Origin of the sequence: Achromobacter sp. ACM01, assembly GCF_014851745.1 — a bacterium.
Classification (GTDB): domain Bacteria; phylum Pseudomonadota; class Gammaproteobacteria; order Burkholderiales; family Burkholderiaceae_B; genus Achromobacter; species Achromobacter aegrifaciens.
Window position 1 is genome coordinate 40,568 of the sequence record NZ_JACVAF010000006.1, and the last position, 13,380, is coordinate 53,947.

Below are 13,380 nucleotides of genomic sequence, written 5' to 3' on the forward strand. Positions count from 1 at the left end.
TGATGTAGCGCTGGCCGTTGGCCAACATTAGGCGAAATATCCAAAGTGTGTGTGCGGTCTCGCTCTGGACTTTGAAAGTCGCGATCTTCTCCACCTTCACCAACTTATCGACGGAGTACTCGGTGCAATCATGCCCCAGCGGCCGATGACGGCTTCTCGGCCCGGTACCGCGTCGTCTCAGGCATCGTGCTCTGGAGGCCAACGGATGAGCGGCCCCAGGTATCCGGGCCACAATCTGACTTGGCCGGCAATGGGATGCCCCGGGCCCGGAAGCACTTCTCCATCTGTTCCAGCTTCTTGAGCGCGGTGTGGCGGCTGCACGTTGATGGACCTTTGCGTTAGAACAGACGGTCTATGAACCGCATAAAACCGTAGCAGAAAAAAGAGAGCTGTTCTAACGCAAATATTAGAGACCCGCGAAAAATCAACGCGTTAGGTCGATTTTCCACGGGCCTTCTAAGCCTGAGGTCGGGGGTTCGAGCCCCTCCTGCCGCGCCAATATCTTCATTCGATCCCGTACTTCCCCGGCGCAATCACCCCATTCGGATCCAGGGCCGCCTTGATCGATGCGCAAGCTCGCACCAGCTCCGGCATGCGCTGCGCCTGGTGGAACTCGTGATACATCGTCGGCGCACGCCCCACGAAAATGCCTCGATCGGCGAACAGCTTGGCCAGTGTCCGGTAGCAGGCATCGGCGCGGGCGGTTTCGTCGGCGTCCTCGCGGTTGTAGATGATCGCGTGGATGGCGCGGGCGAATCGAGCGCCGCAAACGTTTGACAGCAGGTATTCCAGCCCGTGGTCGCGGCAGATGCGGCGTGCATCTGCCTGCAGGCTATTGACGATGTCACCCGCAACCGGGGAACCCGCCGACAGCCAGATCGCGCCGCCGCCCGGCCGCCAGCCCAGCATCTTCAATTCGCTGTCGGTCGGCACGCCGGTGTTGGAGTTGATGGCGATGTGCAGGGGGCCGATGTCCTCGGCTTCCTCCAGGGGAATCTGGCGTCCCTTGCCCGAGGCCAGGAAATGCTGGGCGATGCGGTCGATCTGGGGCTGTACGGCGGCGCGACTCGCGCCGTACACGGCGCCTGATACGGTCCAGGATCCCAGGTCATACTGCCTGCGCAGCGCGGCGCGGCCCTCGTCGGACAGCGCGTGTTTGCCGCCGCTGGCCGCGTATTCGGGGTTGGTGGCCGCCGAGGACAGCAGATACAGGTCGTTGGTGGCGCGGATCAGCGTCGGCACGAAATTGCTGAGCTTCAGCGGACGGATGCGTTCGACGATCTCCCCCAGATCTTCGTCGTCGGGGAAGGTGAAAAAGAAGGGTTCGATATGCGGCGGCCGGGGCATGAGCCACATGCCTACGCGGGTGACGATGCCGAAATTGGATTGGGAGAACAGGCCGTCCAGCGTGGGGCCGAAGCTGTATTTGGAGACGTGCCAGTTGGGATGCGAGGAACCGGCCAGGCTGCCGTCGCCGGTGCGGATCACGTCGCCATTGCCGAGCACAACTTCCATGCCGCAACTCATGCCGAAGTGATCGGCGTAGGCGCCGCTGCCGCCGCCCTTGTCCAGGGCGTTGGCGAGGATGCTGCCCTGCGATGGACCTGCGGTCGGCGAGATCATCAGCTTGCTTTCCCGGCGCTGCAGCTCGTCGTGCATGGCGCGGAAGCTCACGCCGGGTTCGAGCACGCAATAGCCCAGCGTCTCGTTGACTTCCAGGATGCGATTCATGCGCCGGCCCAGGTCCACCACTACCTGGCCGGGACGGATGGGCGAGCGGGTGCCCAGACCGATGTTCTGACCATTGCTGATGGGATAGAGCTGAACGCGGAAGCGATTGGCCAGGCGCACCAGCGTTTGCACCGCCTCGGTCGAGTCGGGGTAGGCGACCGCGCCGGGGCGCACGTCGGCGCAGGGCAGGGTATGTTCGCCATAGCGTCCGAGGACGTCGTCACTCAGCGAGATCGCGTCCGCGCCAAGCTCGGCCGCCGCCGCATGGGCGAAATCTACGATAGGGTCATTGGAAGGCATACGTCTTTCACCACAGAAGATCGCCGCTGCCGGCGGTTGTCGGAACCGGCGTGGCCGCCGGCGTTGGAGTGTCGGCCGCCGCCTGCGGCGGCTTGGGCCGGAAGTCTTCAAGACCGCGTGGGGGTGGCCCGCCGGTGGCCCAGTCCAGCAGCTGGACCGTGTGCGCCACGGGCACCGGCGTGAAGCGCGAGATCTGCACCAGGCATCCCATGTTGCCGGCGGCGATCACGTCCGGTTGGCCGGCCGAGGCGTGGGCCGCCTTGCGTTGTCCCAGCCGGTCCGAGATGGCCGGCTCGAGGATGTTGTAGGTCCCCGCCGAGCCACAGCACAGATGCGATTCGGCGATATCGCGCACCTCCATGTCCAGCTTGCCCAGCGCGCGGCGCGGCGGCCGTTCGATTTTCAGGCCGTGCTTGAGTGAACAGGAGTCGTGATACGAAACGGCCAGGCCTAGCGCCGAGCCGCTGGCGGTCAGCGACAGACTGGCGGCGATTTGCGAGATGTCCTGAGTGGCCTCGACCACCAGGCGCACCTGCGTCGACAGTTCGGGGCGGTCAGACAGTAGCTCTTCATAGCGTTTGATGACGGAGCCGCAGCCCGATGTGGTGCTGATGATGGCGTCGATCTGCCCCGCCAGCAGCGCGGTCGACCAGCTGCGGACGGCCTGTTCCATGTGCCGAGTGGCGGCCTCGCGTCGTCCCATGTGCAGTTCGAGCGCGCCGCAGCATTGCACGCCGGGCACGTTGACGACGGCGATGCCGGCGCGTGTGAGCAGCCGTTTGGCCGAGGCGTTGATCTCGGCGCCGAGCACCGATTGGGCGCAGCCGTCCAGCAGCGCGACGCGGCGCGTCGGGTTGGCGGGCGGCTGCGGAGCGGCTTCGGTGCGTGGCGCAAAAGCCGCGAGTGCGGGGGCGCTGGATAGGGAGGCCAACGCGCCCAACGGGCCGCCGAGGCGGCCGGCGGCGCCGCGCAGCAACCGGCCCGCGGCCGCGGCCGGACGCAGCAGCGCGGGGGTCGTCAGTACCCGGGCCAGCGCTGAGCGCAGCAAGCGCTGCGTCAGCGGGCGGGCCTTGCTTTTTTCGATGTGCTCACGCGCGCCGTCGATAATGGCGTGATACGAAACGCCGGCCGCGCAGGTGGTTTCGCACGACAGGCACGACAGGCAGCGGTCCAGGTGGCGCACGGCGGCCGGGCTGGGCGCTGCGCCGCTGTCCAGCATCTCGCGCGCCAGGGCGATCCGGCCGCGCGGTGAATCCAGCTCTTCGCCATCGAGCACGTAGGTGGGACAGACTGCGGTGCAGAAGCCGAAATGCACGCAACTCTCGGCGGCAGCGCGGACCGCGTCGGGGCGGTGAATGGTGATGATCTTGGGCATGGTGCGACGGAAGCTTGCCGGCCAGGGCCGGGATGAAGCTCATTCTGCCGTCGGGCCGTGCGCGGGGCTGTGCCCAGCGCGTCAGTGGACGCCGCCCAGGGCGTCAGTCAGCCGCGGGTCTGCCCTTGCTTGAGCAGATTTACAGGCAATTCGCCGTATCGCTCGGAGAAGCGCCGCGTGAAGTGGGAGAGATTGTTGAAGCCGCAGGCGAAGGCGGCCTCGCTGACCGTGCGGGTCTTGCCGGCCGCCAGCAGCTCATGCGCGAGCGTCAGGCGGGCCTGCACCACGTAGGCTTCGAACGACAAGGCGGCATGCCGCGCAAACAGGCGGTGTAGGGTGCGGACCGATATGCGGCAGGCTGCGGCCACCGTTGCGGGCGACAGGTCCGGGTTGGCGATCGCCGTATCGATATGGCGCTTCACGCCGACGAAGCTCAGTTCGGTGGAAGGGGGCGCCGCGGCGTCCGCCAGGGATGCGCAATGCAGCGCCACGATTTCGATGACGGCATCCAGCAGCGTGTCGACGGTGCGGTCCTGCAGTTTCACCGTCGTATCGGTCAGCAGGCGCATGGCTTCGGTAAGCACGGGCGCGAACGGCATATCGGCCGGCAGGCTGGCCGGCGCGCGTAGCCGCCGCATGCCCGGGGCGCGCGCGCTCAAGGCGTGGCGTGGCAACAGCACCAGCCGGCGCGAGGTTGTTTCCGGGAACGTGATGTCGAACGCGGATCCGGTGTCGAGCAGCCCGAATTCTCCGGGCCGCAGGCACAACTGCTCGTCACCCTGGGACATCAAGGCGCTGCCCTGCAATTGCAGGCTGAGCATGATGTGATCGCCATTGAGACGGCTGACTTGCCGCTGGGAGCGGCGGATCATGTGCGGGGAGCTCGCGAAGTTCACGAGCCGGACTCCCGCGCGGTTCTGGCTGGACATGGTGCCGGCGAATCCGGCGTCGGGTTCGGCGCGGAATTCAGAATCCAGCACACCGGCGCAGACCGCATCCTGCCAGAACGCCAAGGCGTGCTGGCCGTGATCGTGGGTGCTCCAGTTGTGCCATTCAGGCGCCATTTCGGCTCCGGGGTCCGTTGCGTGCTGTCGCTGCCAGCGGCATCGGCTGGCACGTTGGGTCGTGCCCAATGTAGCGAGGCAGTGGAGAATGGGCCATCCGTGCATTCCCCAGTAACGGCGTACTGTGTTCAACGAATGGAGCGTGGCATGAAACGGTTTCTATCTTTGTGGGCAGGTGCAGTGCTCGCGTTGTCGGCTTTCTGTGTCGCGGCGCAAGAGTATCCGGCACGGCCCGTGCGCATGATCGTGGGCTTCGCGCCGGGCGGCGGCAACGATATCCTGGCCCGCCTGATGGCCGAGCAGTTGCAGCGCCGCCTGGGCCAGCCCTTCATCGTGGAGAACCGGCCGGGCGCCAGCGGCGCCATTGCGATCGGCGCCGTCAAGCGGGCCGAGGCCGACGGCTATACCTTGCTGGTGGGGCCGAGCAGCGGCATGACCGTCAATCCGGCCATCTACAACAACCTGGACTACGATCCGGTCGCCGATTTCGCGCCGATCTCCCTTGTGGGGGATATTCCGATGATCCTGACCGTCAAGGCTGGAAGCTCGGCGCGCTCGGTGGCCGATCTGGTCGGCCAGGGCAAGAAGAGCGGCAAGCCTCTGTTTGCAGGCTCGGGCGCCAACTCCTTCCAGCTCGCGACCGGACTCTTCGCCAAGCGCGTCGGCCTGGAAGCGGAGGTGGTCAACTACAAAGGGAACTCTGCCGTGGTCGCGGCCTTGTTGGCCAACGAGATCGACTTTGCGCTGATCGACACTGCGGCCGTATTGCCCCAGATTCGCAGCGGCCGGCTGAAAGCGCTGGCCGTCACGGGGGCGAAGCGCTTTACCTTGTTGCCCGACGTGCCTACCGTCGCGGAGTCTGGCGTGCCGGATTTCGCAATGTCATTCTGGTCGTCCCTGTACGCCCCTGCGGGCACGCCGCAAGCCGTCATCGAGAAGCTGCAGAACGCCGTATCCGCAGCCGTGCGAGAGCCCGCCGTGGCCGATCGCCTGCTGGAACTGGGCATCGATCCTGTAGGTAGCGCACCGCAGGTCCTGGCCGATACCATGGCCCGGGAGATTCCGATGTATGCCGCGGCCGCCAAGGAGGCGAACCTGTCGCCAGTGCAGTAGGCGCGTGGAGCCGACCTGTCCGAATTTGTCCTTTGCTTTACTGCAACTGTCGACAGGCGGAAGCTGGCCGTCCGCCGGCTATGAGTGATAGGTGCTGACTCGATGACCTACATAATTCCGCAAGATATACAGGGGCACTTACGGGGACTGCTGGTGCTGACCTCCTCCCAGTTTCCACTCGGACCGCTCTAGCTATTTGATCAGTTCCTTGCTGTCCAGGTGTGTATGGCACACACCTGAGTGCTCCGAGCCATGTCTTGCACGGGCTTTGTATTTACCCTTTCACTACCCAGGGCGCGATGCTCATGGCGTCAGGGGTTGGGTCATCGCCACGGGACGGTGTGCTGTAGGTAGCTCCCGGCAAGAACCATCGACGATGGCGGGCAATACAACCCCGTTCTTCACGGCAAGTATCTCCGCCATGATGCTCACCGCGATTTCCGCGGGCGTCCTGCTGCCGATATTGATGCCGACTGGCGCATGCAGCCGTTCCAGGGATGCGGCGGTTTCGCCGAAATGCTCCATGAAGCGTTGCCTGCGGATGCCCGTATTGCGGCGTGAACCGATGGCGCCCACGTAAAACGCCGGGCTGTGCAGCGCTTCCAGGAGCGCGAGGTCGTCCAGCTTGGGATCGTGGCTCAAGGCGACGATGCAGGTGCGCGTGTCGGGAGCGAGGGCCAGCACGGCGTCATCGGGCATTTCCCGGGTGATGTGCACGCCGGGCACGGACCAGCTGCCCACTTGTTCTCCGCGCGGATCGCAGACGGTCACCGCAAAGTCGTTGAACAAGGCCATGGTGGCCAGGTATTCCGCCAATGCGCCTGCGCCGATGAGCAGCATCCGGTACTGCGGCCCCAGCGTGGAACAAAGCGTCGCGCCGTCGAATTGCACTGTGGCGGGCGTCGAGGCCGGCGCCAATGTCACCGCTCCGGTGGCTACGTCAACGGTGCGCTGGACCAACTGGCCGGATTCGAGCCGCCGGACCAGGGCGTCCAGCGTTTCGTAGTCCGGCTGGAACTCCAGCAGCAGCTCCAGCGTGCCGCCGCAAGGCAGTCCGAACCGGCGCGCTTCGTCGGCTTCGATCCCGTAGCGCACCAGTTCAGGCGCGCCTTGCGCGATGGCGCCTGTGCCATGGGCGCGGGTGTATCGATGAATCAGGTCGTCTTCGATGCACCCGCCCGAAACAGAGCCGACGCAGCGCCCGTCTTCGCGTAGCGCCATCATGGAGCCGACGGGGCGCGGGGAGGAGCCCCAGGTCTTGACCACCGTGGCCAGCAGCAGCCTGTGCCCGTCCGCCAGCCAGGCGCGGGCTTCGCGCAACACGCGGACGTCGACCGTCTCCATGCCTAGGCTACCCTGCGCACCGGCAGGCTGCGGATCCGCTTGCCGGTGGCGGCAAAGATGGCATTGCACAGGGCGGGCGCCACGGGCGGCACCGGGGGCTCGCCCACGCCGCCAGGAGGCAGGGTGTGATCGTCGTTGACCAGATGCGTGCGGATCACGCGCGGCGAGGCATTGTGGCGCAGCACTTCATAGTCGTGGAAGTTGCTCTGCTTCACGCGGCCGCGTTCGAACGTGATCTCGCTGGCAAGGGCAAGGCCCAGGCCCATGATGGCGCCGCCTTCCATCTGCGCGCGGATGCGTTCGGGGTTGATTTGCGGACCGCAGTCCATCGCCATGTCCACGGCCACCACGCGCACCTCGCCCTTTGCATCCACGGCCACCTCGACCACGGTGGCGGTGTAGCTCATGAAGCTGTAGCAGAATGCCAGCCCAAGGCCGTGGCCCTGGGGCAGTGTTCTGCCCCATTCCGCGCCTTTGCAGGCCGCTTCGATCACGCCGCGCAGGCGGCCCGTGTCGTAGGGATAGAGCTCGGGGGATTCTGAGTAGTTCCAGGTGTCGGCCATTGTGCCCGGGTCGATCCTGCGCGCCGGGCCGATGAGGTCGAGCGCGAAATCCTTGGGGTCCTTGCCCGCGCGGTGGGCCAACTCGGCGATGAAGCACTGGGCAGCGTAAGCGTGCGGAATGTTGGCTACCGAGCGGAACCAGCCAATACGGGCATGGGCCTCCACTTCGGCCGTTTCCACCCGGACGTTGGGAATGCGGTACGGCATGTTGATGGCCGACATGGCCGATTCGAAGAGCTGCTGGCCCTTGGCGCCTTCCGAAAAGAGGGAGGCGATGGTGGGGGCGGCACTGCGGTGCAGCCAGGACTGGACCTGGCCGTTCTTGTCCAGAACGGCCTCCAGGCGTTCGACCGACACGGTATGCAGATAGTCATGATGAATGTCGTCCTCGCGAGTCCACACCAGCTTGACTGGCGTGCCTTCGGGCATGGCGCGGGCGACGATGGCTGCCTCGTCCACGAAATCGGGCTTGGACTTGCGGCCGAACCCGCCGCCCAGCAGCAAGACATTGACCGTGACGTCGGCGGGCTCCAGTTTCAGCCGGGCGGCGACGGCATCGCGCGCGGCGATGGGGTTCTGGATCGACGTCCAGACCTCGGCGCGGCCATCCTTGATCCGGACGGTGGCCGCTGGCGGTTCCATCGAGGCATGGGCCAGATGGGGAACGTAGTACTCCGCGGCGACGCGCTCGGCTTCGGGCGCCTTGGCCCAGGCTTGCGCGGCATCGCCCTGGCTGCGCATGGTCTTGCCGGGCTTGCGCGCTGCCGATTCCAGCGTCTGGCGGTAGGCGCTTGAGTCGTAGCTGCCGTTGGGGCCGTCGTCCCATTCGATTTGCAGCGCGTCGCGGCCTTGGCGGGCCGCCCAGGTGTTGCGCGCGACGATTGCGACGCCGCCCAGGGGCTGGAATGCGGGGGCCCCTTGCATTGGCGGAATCTCCACGACCTTCAGCACGCCGGGCACGGCCATCGCCTTGGCGCTGTCGAGACGGCGCAGCTTGCCGCCGACGACAGGGGGACGTGCGACGACGGCATAGACCATGCCTGGCAGGCGCATATCCATGCCGTAGCTGGCCTGGCCCTTGCCGATGGCCTCCAGGTCCACCAGGCGCACGTGCTCCTTTCCGATATAGCGGAACTCGGCCCGATCCTTGAGCTTGAGGGCATCGCCCGCGGGAACCGGCTGTTTGGCCGCGTCCGCCGCCAACTCGCCATAAGTCAACCGGCGCCCGGAGGGCTGGTGCAGCACCTCGTGTTGCACCGCTTTGACCTCGGCCACAGGAACCGACCAGCGCGCTGCCGCCGCTGCTTCGAGCATCTGGCGGGCGGCCGCACCGACGCGTCGCATGGGCATCAGGAAGTGCCGCACGCTGCGCGAGCCATCCACGTTCTGGTTGCCATAGCGCGCTTCATCGGCCTGCGCCTGCATGACCTTGACGCGGTCCCAGCGCGCTTCCATTTCGTCGGCCACCACCATGGGCAGGCTGGTGCGCACGCCCGTGCCCATTTCGGCGCGGTGCGCGACGATGGTGACGGTGCCGTCCGCGGCGATGCTGACGAAAACCAGCGGGTCGTCGACGGTGCCGCCGGGCATGCTGTCAGCGCCGTACTTCTGGGCGGGGGACTCGGCGGCCCAGGCTGCCGTGATCAAACCCCTGGCCGTGACCGTCAGGGTGAGCGCGCCCAAGGCGCCCTGCAGAAAGCCGCGCCGGGAAAGTTGAGCGATGTGCGTCATTGCTTGCCTCCCTGGGCGAGGAGCCTGGCCGCCTGCTGGATGGCTGCGCGGATGCGAGGATAGGTGCCGCAACGGCAGATATTGCCGCTCATGGCGTCCTCGATGTCTTGGTCGGTCGGCTGCGCCGAGACCTTGAGCAGGCTTACCGCCGTCATGATCTGGCCCGCCTGGCAGTAGCCGCATTGGGCAACGTTCTGTTCTATCCAGGCCTGTTGCACCGCCCGGCCGACCGCATCCGCCTCTATCCCTTCGATGGTCGTGATGCTGTGGCCTGCCACGGCGGAGAGCGGGGTGACACAGGACCGGATGGGCGCGCCGTCCATGTGCACGGTACAGGCGCCGCACAACGCCATGCCGCACCCGAATTTGGTGCCGGTCATGCCGAGTTCATCCCGTAAAGTCCAGAGCAAGGGCGTTTCGCCCGGGACGTCGATATCCTTGGCCTGGCCATTGATTTGAAGTTGGGTCATGGAGGAATCCTTGGTGGGCGGGCATGGCAGGCGAAAGCTTGCCTGAACCGTGAGTGAATCACTTTTTCAAATCGGAATTCTGCCTAAAAATTCAAAAAATCTGCCTAATTGTTCCAGACAGAACTTAAGGGCGACGAGCCAGAGCTGGCGCCTGGAGCCCACGCGAACGGCTCCTTCGGATCGTCGAGGGTCAGCCCCGAGGATGTTACGCCTTCGGCCGGCCCGTCGGTGAGCACGGTGTATCCGTGCTGCCAGGTCGCGTGCAGGCCCATTTTTTCGGTTGCGCTGCAATGACGTCCACCCTGTCACATCCCATACCAGCATCTCCGCTGGCCTTCCCCGGTCCCCGATCCAGGCCTAGCCTGTCGGCTCTTTCATCTTCGACAGGAGACCCGCATGGTGAAGGCGAAACGGGTGGGCGTGCCCTATGGCGTGGAAGTAACGAACGGCCAAAACGTCCTGCTCTCCGACACGCAAAAAGACGGCAAGGGAGGAACCGCGGGCATGCGGCCGCACGAACTTCTTGAAAGCGCGCTAGCGGCCTGTGTCTGCATGTCCATCGGCATGGCCGCGGACCGCGCCGGCGTTGCGTTGCCCGAGGCGACGGTGCAGGTGGACATCGATAGGCTGGATGACGAAACCGGATTCGAGGTGAGTTTGCGCTTCGCCGCGGCGCTGACGGCGGCGCAGCAGGATCTGGTTCGCGACGCGGCGCAGGCATCGCCGGTTGCGCGCACGTTGGGCAAGACGGTGCGGGTGCGGCCAGCTGTGTTCCTGGTGGCCTGAAGAGGATGCGGGCAGAACGCGCTTCTGCCCGCGGCTCACCTACTGCCCGAACTCATAAACATAACTATTCGCCGACCCTGCCGCTTGGTTGTACAGCGGGCACCAGCCGTTGACCGGGGCCACTTCGCAATACCGGTTGCGGCCATACACCTGGGCGATCTTCCAGTCCTGGGTCTTGTCGGCGCGTTCCAGCAGGTACTGCATGCGCACGCCGCGCTCCTTGCGGTCGCGTTCGTCGTTGTCCACCGGAAAGCCGGGCGTGGAGGGCGTGGTGTTGCGGATCTGCGCGACGACGAAGGCGCGCGTGTCGGATTGGACATCGACGTTGACGACACTGCGCTCGTAGATCTCGACGCTGCATTTTTGGTCGCCGTTCTGCCGGGCCTGCAGCTGTGCGGTGCTCAGCGAGTCTTCGGCGGCGCTGAAGGGACGGTAGAGTTCGGCCAGTTCCTTGCAGGCGGTGGCGGTATAGCGGTCGTGCGCGTCGCGCACCTGCCACCAGGATTTCACCGCCGCTTCCGGCGTGTTGGCGGCCAGCTGCAGTTGCGGCGTGGCGGCTTGAAGCCGTTCCCAGGGGGTCTCTTCCTGCTTGGAGCAACCCGTCAAGGCGATTGCCAGAACGAGCAGTAGGGCGGGCTTGGTCACGGTACTGAATCGGGTAAACAAATCGGGGGCACCATGATACCCCTTCCACCGTGGCGCCCGCCCTTCAGGCGGGACGCAATGCCCGCTTGTACGCTTCCAATGTGCTGAACATCTTGCCCGCAAGCCGGAAATTGGCTTCGGCGTAGGCCCGGGCGTTACCGATCATGGCTTCGGTTTGTCCCGGATCGCTGCGGATTTGCATGATGCGGTCCGCGTAGCCGGCGACGTCGCCGGGCGCAGCCAGCCAACCGGTCTGGCCCGGCGTGACGATTTCCGGCAATCCGCCCACGTCGCTGGCGACCACGGGGCGGCGCGCGGCGAACGACTCGGGTACCACGCGCGACCAGGCTTCGGTGGCCGAAGGCACCAGCACCACGTCGGCGGCGCGGATCATCTCCGCAATATTGTTGCGATGACCGGCGAACACCACATGTTCGGAAATGCCCAGATCCACGGTCAGCTGGTGCAGCGCATAGGCATAGGGCTTGGTGCTGGCGGTGGGCATGCCGACCACCAGCGCGATGGCGGGCAGGCCCTGGCGGCGCAGCCGGTGCACCACGCGCAACAGATCGGCCTGGCCCTTCTCGGGACGCAGCATGCCTATGGTGGCAATGACGCAGGCGCTGTCGGGGGCACGGATGCCCAGTGCTTGCCGGGTGCGCAGGCGTGACTGCGGCGTGTCGCCGGATTGGAAGAATTCGTCCGCGGCCCATTCTCCGACCACGCTGATCCGCTGCGCGGGCGCCAGGCGCGCCGCGACGAGTTCCTGCTTGCCCAGCAGGCTGGTCGCGATGACGTGGTCGCAGCCGATTTTCCATTCCAGCCGGCGACGCGGCGAGGAAGGCATGGGCTTGGCGAAGTGGCGCGTCCTGACGACCGAGCACAGGTCGCGGCACAGCGCGGCGGTCTTGCCGTCGGCGCGACTGTGGCTGTCGATCAGGTCGATGCGCAGCGTCTTGACCGCGCGCCGCAGCTTCAGGACCGTGGCCGGCGAGTAGGCGGCGTCGAAGTCTATGTCCACGGCGCGCAGGCCGCGCTGCCGGGCTTCGCGCCCGATTTCGCTGTCCGCCGGAGCCGCGATCGCCACTTCGTAGCCATGGCGCTGCAGCCAGGAGGATTGCTCGAGGACGCGGAATTCCAGCCCGCCCAGGCTGCGCTCAGCCAGCGTATGCAGGATGCGCATGATGCTCCAGGACTTTGCGGCAGGCGCCCAGCACATCGTCGGGCGTGATGGAATTGATGCCGTCGCGGGGATGGCGGGGAACGACCGCGGCGGAGTAGGGGCGATCCCAGAACCACTCCGGGTTGGACTCGTTGAACACGCCCACGTAGGGCACGCAAGCGCCTTGGGCGATATGCGACGGGCCGCAATCGTTGGCCACGATCAGGCGCGCACGCAGCATGAGAGCGCTGAGCTCCGGCACCGAGCGGCAGTAGGCGATGGAAAATTCAGGACGCCGCATGGCTTCCAGCTTGTCGCGTTCGATGACCTCTTGTTCTCCCAGCACGAACAGGTAGCGGGTGTCCGGGCCCAGCAGCAGCTTTAGCCTCTCGGCCAGGCGCAGGTAGTTCAGCAGGCTCCAGCGCTTGAACGCGCCAGACCCGCCGCCCGGGATCAGGACCACGTCGGCCCCCTGCTCGGCATGCTGGTGCGGGTGGGCCAGCGTCTGGAAGCAGCGGCGCGCCACGGCCTCGGCGTCGAATTGCCGGTACGACGCCAACAGCCGGAGATTGGCCAAGCCGATGTATTCGGCAACGCTCTTGCGATGGGAGTGCGTCCAGGCCAGGTCGCTCATCCGCGCGTTGTGAAAGCCGAAGCGCATGGTTGGCCGGCGCAGCAGGTTGATCAGGCCGAAGCGTTCGCTGCTGTGATGCAGGCTGACGCAAACCGGGGTGTGCTTTTTGAGCGTGCGCAGATAGTCACCGAACGTGGCGGCCCGGACGAACTCGTCGACCCAGGGCACGCCGCGGTAGAAGCCGGCCAGGTCGTCGCGGGCCACCACCCGGATCCGCCTGGAAGCCCACCAGGTTTTCAGTTGATAGAGCGCCGGCAGGGCGACGATCTGGTCGCCCAGCCGGGGCTGGCTTCTGACATAGACGACGACTTCCGACATGGGCAACCTCGTTTGCACGGCAGTTTTTTGGAGGTCCGCAGACCGCTGCTGCGCAATGTATCGATCCAGTCGAATGAATCTTTCCGAGGTCTTTTAAGGAGTGTGAAGAACCTGCCGGACGTGCTTTACACAACTAAACAACTA

General features: G+C 65.8%; 11 protein-coding genes. 2 read left to right on the forward strand and 9 right to left on the reverse strand.

What is annotated here, in order from left to right; genetic code table 11:
- Positions 1 to 504: 504 nt before the first annotated feature.
- The 3 genes from IB268_RS25055 to IB268_RS25065 all read right to left on the reverse strand — a co-directional run bounded on the left by IB268_RS25055 (position 505) and on the right by IB268_RS25065 (position 4,470).
- Positions 505 to 2,031 (reverse strand): FAD-binding oxidoreductase, encoded by a 1,527-nt coding sequence (locus tag IB268_RS25055; RefSeq protein WP_054453543.1) that lies wholly within the window; start codon positions 2,029 to 2,031, stop codon positions 505 to 507.
- 7 nt (positions 2,032 to 2,038) lie between these two features.
- Entirely contained in the window at positions 2,039 to 3,406 is a 1,368-nt protein-coding gene (gene glcF, locus IB268_RS25060; protein ID WP_192354964.1) for a glycolate oxidase subunit GlcF, read from the reverse strand.
- Between the two features lie 107 nt (positions 3,407 to 3,513).
- Positions 3,514 to 4,470, reverse strand: coding sequence for a helix-turn-helix domain-containing protein (locus IB268_RS25065; RefSeq protein WP_054453540.1), 957 nt, complete (start codon positions 4,468 to 4,470; stop codon positions 3,514 to 3,516).
- A gap of 147 nt (positions 4,471 to 4,617) precedes the next feature.
- Here IB268_RS25065 and IB268_RS25070 point away from each other — a divergent pair, with 147 nt between their 5' ends.
- A complete protein-coding gene (locus IB268_RS25070) occupies positions 4,618 to 5,583 on the forward strand; it encodes a tripartite tricarboxylate transporter substrate binding protein (protein ID WP_192354965.1) in 966 nt (321 codons plus the stop codon).
- A gap of 303 nt (positions 5,584 to 5,886) precedes the next feature.
- Here the strand turns inward: IB268_RS25070 and IB268_RS25075 are convergent, their stop codons facing one another.
- From IB268_RS25075 to IB268_RS25085, 3 genes are read right to left on the reverse strand one after another with little or no spacing between them, the layout of a single operon-like run.
- Positions 5,887 to 6,927: an XdhC family protein gene (locus IB268_RS25075; protein ID WP_192354966.1), complete on the reverse strand. Its 1,041-nt coding sequence runs from the start codon at positions 6,925 to 6,927 to the stop codon at positions 5,887 to 5,889.
- Between the two features lie 2 nt (positions 6,928 to 6,929).
- Positions 6,930 to 9,221, reverse strand: coding sequence for a xanthine dehydrogenase family protein molybdopterin-binding subunit (locus IB268_RS25080; RefSeq protein ID WP_192354967.1), 2,292 nt, complete (start codon positions 9,219 to 9,221; stop codon positions 6,930 to 6,932).
- Positions 9,218 to 9,691, reverse strand: coding sequence for a (2Fe-2S)-binding protein (locus IB268_RS25085; RefSeq protein ID WP_054453532.1), 474 nt, complete (start codon positions 9,689 to 9,691; stop codon positions 9,218 to 9,220). Before IB268_RS25085 ends, IB268_RS25080 begins: the two co-directional genes overlap by 4 nt.
- Positions 9,692 to 10,087: 396 nt before the next feature.
- On the opposite strand from IB268_RS25085, the gene IB268_RS25090 reads away from it, so the two are divergent.
- Entirely contained in the window at positions 10,088 to 10,477 is a 390-nt protein-coding gene (locus IB268_RS25090; RefSeq protein ID WP_054453530.1) for an OsmC family protein, read from the forward strand.
- 39 nt (positions 10,478 to 10,516) lie between these two features.
- Here IB268_RS25090 and IB268_RS25095 read toward each other — a convergent pair whose 3' ends face one another.
- The 3 genes from IB268_RS25095 to IB268_RS25105 form a co-directional block, all read right to left on the reverse strand.
- On the reverse strand, positions 10,517 to 11,122 hold the full coding sequence (locus tag IB268_RS25095) for a hypothetical protein (protein WP_119449602.1): 606 nt from the start codon (positions 11,120 to 11,122) through the stop codon (positions 10,517 to 10,519).
- A 64-nt stretch (positions 11,123 to 11,186) separates the two neighbouring features.
- A complete protein-coding gene (locus IB268_RS25100) occupies positions 11,187 to 12,305 on the reverse strand; it encodes a glycosyltransferase family 4 protein (RefSeq protein ID WP_125472932.1) in 1,119 nt (372 codons plus the stop codon).
- Positions 12,280 to 13,236: a glycosyltransferase family 9 protein gene (locus IB268_RS25105; protein ID WP_125472931.1), complete on the reverse strand. Its 957-nt coding sequence runs from the start codon at positions 13,234 to 13,236 to the stop codon at positions 12,280 to 12,282. Before IB268_RS25105 ends, IB268_RS25100 begins: the two co-directional genes overlap by 26 nt.
- Positions 13,237 to 13,380: the final 144 nt, after the last annotated feature.

Bases quoted from the DNA above. Each gene is read 5' to 3' on its own strand.
- IB268_RS25055 (WP_054453543.1), bottom strand. From the start codon at position 2,031: ATGCCTTCCAATGACCCTATCGTAGATTTCGCCCATGCGGCGGCGGCC.
- glcF (WP_192354964.1), bottom strand. From the start codon at position 3,406: ATGCCCAAGATCATCACCATTCACCGCCCCGACGCGGTCCGCGCTGCC.
- IB268_RS25065 (WP_054453540.1), bottom strand. From the start codon at position 4,470: ATGGCGCCTGAATGGCACAACTGGAGCACCCACGATCACGGCCAGCAC.
- IB268_RS25070 (WP_192354965.1), top strand. From the start codon at position 4,618: ATGAAACGGTTTCTATCTTTGTGGGCAGGTGCAGTGCTCGCGTTGTCG.
- IB268_RS25075 (WP_192354966.1), bottom strand. From the start codon at position 6,927: ATGGAGACGGTCGACGTCCGCGTGTTGCGCGAAGCCCGCGCCTGGCTG.
- IB268_RS25080 (WP_192354967.1), bottom strand. From the start codon at position 9,221: ATGACGCACATCGCTCAACTTTCCCGGCGCGGCTTTCTGCAGGGCGCC.
- IB268_RS25085 (WP_054453532.1), bottom strand. From the start codon at position 9,691: ATGACCCAACTTCAAATCAATGGCCAGGCCAAGGATATCGACGTCCCG.
- IB268_RS25090 (WP_054453530.1), top strand. From the start codon at position 10,088: ATGGTGAAGGCGAAACGGGTGGGCGTGCCCTATGGCGTGGAAGTAACG.
- IB268_RS25100 (WP_125472932.1), bottom strand. From the start codon at position 12,305: ATGCGCATCCTGCATACGCTGGCTGAGCGCAGCCTGGGCGGGCTGGAA.
- IB268_RS25105 (WP_125472931.1), bottom strand. From the start codon at position 13,236: ATGTCGGAAGTCGTCGTCTATGTCAGAAGCCAGCCCCGGCTGGGCGAC.